The 3,135-nt window shown below is 48.1% G+C and carries 1 protein-coding gene; it reads right to left on the bottom strand.

The features are described from left to right. Positions 1–3,135 (bottom strand): VCBS domain-containing protein (locus OU793_RS23920; RefSeq protein ID WP_274647883.1); only part of this gene is annotated, 3,135 nt, incomplete at both ends.

Below are 3,135 nucleotides of genomic sequence, written 5' to 3'. Positions count from 1 at the left end.
GATAGCTCACCACTCGGTCAGAACCTTCCGTTGTGGTGAACTTGCCATCAATAGAAACAACGCCATCTTGAGCAGAGCCAATACTCGTTAAATCGTCTTCATCCACTGTAATGGCATCGACGTTTGTGATGGTCGGTTGGTCATCGACGATAGTCACTGGGATCACCGCAGAGCTGGTGTCACCATCAAAGTCCGTTGCGATGATTGGGAAGTTCAGCGTTAGCTCGTCGCTATTAATAGCGTGATCGATTGGGCCTTCCAACGTGAAGTTGTAAGAGCCATCAGCGTTCACTATCAACGTAAATACTGGATTGCCATCTGCCGTCGCACTGTAAGTGAAACTGCCGTCAGCATTTGCCGTTTCTACGAGTACAACCGCTTGGCCATGTGAGGTAAGGCCAGCAACAGGATCCGTCGAGGAATCAAGTTGATAGCTCACCACGCGATCAGAGCCTTCTGTTGTGGTGAATTTACCGTCAATAGAAACGACACCATCTTGAGCAGAACCAACGCCCGATAAATCGTCTTCATCAACCGTAATAGAATCGACGTTTGTGATAGTTGGTTGGTCATCTACGATGGTCACTGGGATCACCGCGGAGCTGGTGTCACCATCAAAGTCCGTTGCAATGATTGGGAAGTTCAGCGTCAGTTCGTCACTACCATTGGCATGGTCGAGTGGGCCTTCTAGCGTAAAGTTATAAGAACCATCTACGTTAACAATCAAGGTAAAGACCGCGTTACCACCTGCGGTGGCTTGATAAGTAAAACTGCCGTCTGGGTTGGCCGTTTCAGTCATCGTTACCGCGATACCTTGCGATGTCAGCCCTGCTACAGGGTCGGCAGAAGAATCCAATTGATAACTAACGACACCATCAGAACCTTGCGTTGTCGCAAATTGACCGTTTATAGAAAGTGCATCACTTTGGTCTGAGCCAATCCCCGTCAAGTCATCTTCATCAACTTGGATTGCATCCACATTCGTGATGACTGGTTTATCGTCGACGATAGTTACAGGGATGATGGCAGAAGTTGTATCGCCATCAAAGTCAGTCGCAACAATTGGGAAGTTCAGCGTTAGCTCATCGCTATTAATAGCGTGATCGATTGGGCCTTCCAGTGTGAAGTTATAACTGCCATCCGTTTTCACGACCAACGTAAAGACAGGGTTGCCATCTGCGGTCGCAACGTAGCTGAAGCTGCCATCAGGATTGGCAGTCTCTATCAACGTCACTGAATTGCCTTGCGAGGTGAGCCCATCAACAGGTTTCGCATTCGAGTCAAGCTGGTAACTCACGACTCTGTCTGCACCTTCAGTGGTCGTAAACTTGCCATCAATTGAAACTGGGTCGTTTTGGTCTGAGCCAACATTGACCAGATCGTCTTCATCAACATTGATAGCATCAACAGCAGAGATTACTGGCAACGAGTCAACGATTGTGACTGGTAACGTGACCTGGCTTGTATCGCCATCAAAATCCGTCGCAATGATAGAAAAATCTAGCGTTAAGGTGTCACTATTTGGAGCATGATCGACAGCCCCTTGCAGTTCAAATGAATAACTACCATCGTTGTTTACCTGCAACGTAAATACCGAATTGCCGTTTGCCGTCGCTGTGTAGGTAAAGCTGCCGTTGGCATTGCTGACTTCAACCAACGTGATAACTTGACCGTTGGAGGTCAAACCGTTTAGCGGGTCTGAACCAGTCTCAAGCTGGTACTGAACCACACCATCTGAGCCTTGCGTGGTTGTAAACTGCCCTTCAACCAACAACGCGTTTGCTTGCCCACCATTCGTGATGAGATTATTTTCATCCACAGTGAGAGGCACGACATTCTCAATCGTAGGAACATCATCTTGAATAGTGACAGGCAAAACCATGACACTACTATCACCATCAAAATCCGTCGCGATGATTGGGAAGTTCAGCGTCAGTTCGTCACTGTTACTCGCATGGTCAATTGGGCCTTCGAGTGTAAAGTTGTAGCTGCCATCTGGATTAACAGTTAACGTAAAGACAGGATTGGTTCCTGCGGTTGCCGTATAAGTGAAACTACCATCTGGATTTGCCGTTTCACTCAATGTCACCGCAACACCTTGCGAAGTAAGCCCATCAACAGGCGTCGCACTGGCATCCAATTGGTAACTCACTACGCCATCAGAACCTTGATTGGTGGTGAAGTGTCCGTTAATCGATACAGAACCGTCTTGAGCCGAGCCAATCTGCGCGAGGTCATCTTCATCAACGGTGATCGCTTGAACATCGTTAATTGTTGGCTGGTCATCAACAATGGTTACAGGGATGGTTGCCGATGACGTATCGCCATCAAAGTCGGTCGCGATGATTGGAAAATTCAGCGTCAGTTCATCACTACCAGTTGCGTGATCGATTGGGCCTTCCAACGTAAAGTTGTATGAACCATCGGTATTCACCACCAACGTAAAGACAGGATTGCCGTTAGCGGTCGCGGTGTAAGTGAAGCTGCCATCTGCATTCGCTGTTTCAACTAAATCAACAACTTCGCCGTGCGACGTTAATCCTGCTACAGGGTTCATCGAACCATCGAGTTGATAGCTCACCACTCGGTCAGAACCTTCAGTTGTGGTGAACTTGCCATCAATAGAAACAACGCCATCTTGAGCAGAGCCAATACTCGTTAAATCGTCTTCATCCACTGTAATGGCATCGACGTTTGTGATGGTCGGTTGGTCATCGACGATAGTCACTGGGATCACCGCTGAGCTGGTGTCACCATCAAAGTCCGTTGCGATGATTGGGAAGTTCAGCGTTAGCTCGTCGCTATTAATAGCGTGATCGATTGGGCCTTCCAACGTGAAGTTGTAAGAGCCATCCACATTCACTACCAACGTAAATACTGGATTGCCATCTGCCGTCGCACTGTAAGTGAAGCTGCCGTCAGCATTTGCCGTTTCTACGAGTACAATCGCTTCGCCATGTGAGGTAAGGCCAGTAACAGGATCCGTCGAGGAATCAAGTTGATAGCTCACCACGCGATCAGAGCCTTCTGTTGTGGTGAATTTACCGTCAATAGAAACGACACCATCTTGAGCAGAACCAACGCCCGATAAATCGTCTTCATCAACCATAATGGCATCGACGTTTGTGATGGTCG

It is taken from the genome of Vibrio sp. VP6, from assembly GCF_028823755.1.
GTDB classification, from domain to species: domain Bacteria; phylum Pseudomonadota; class Gammaproteobacteria; order Enterobacterales; family Vibrionaceae; genus Vibrio; species Vibrio parahaemolyticus.
Note: the sequence above shows the minus strand (reverse complement) of the source record. Positions and strands in the feature narration are given on the sequence as shown.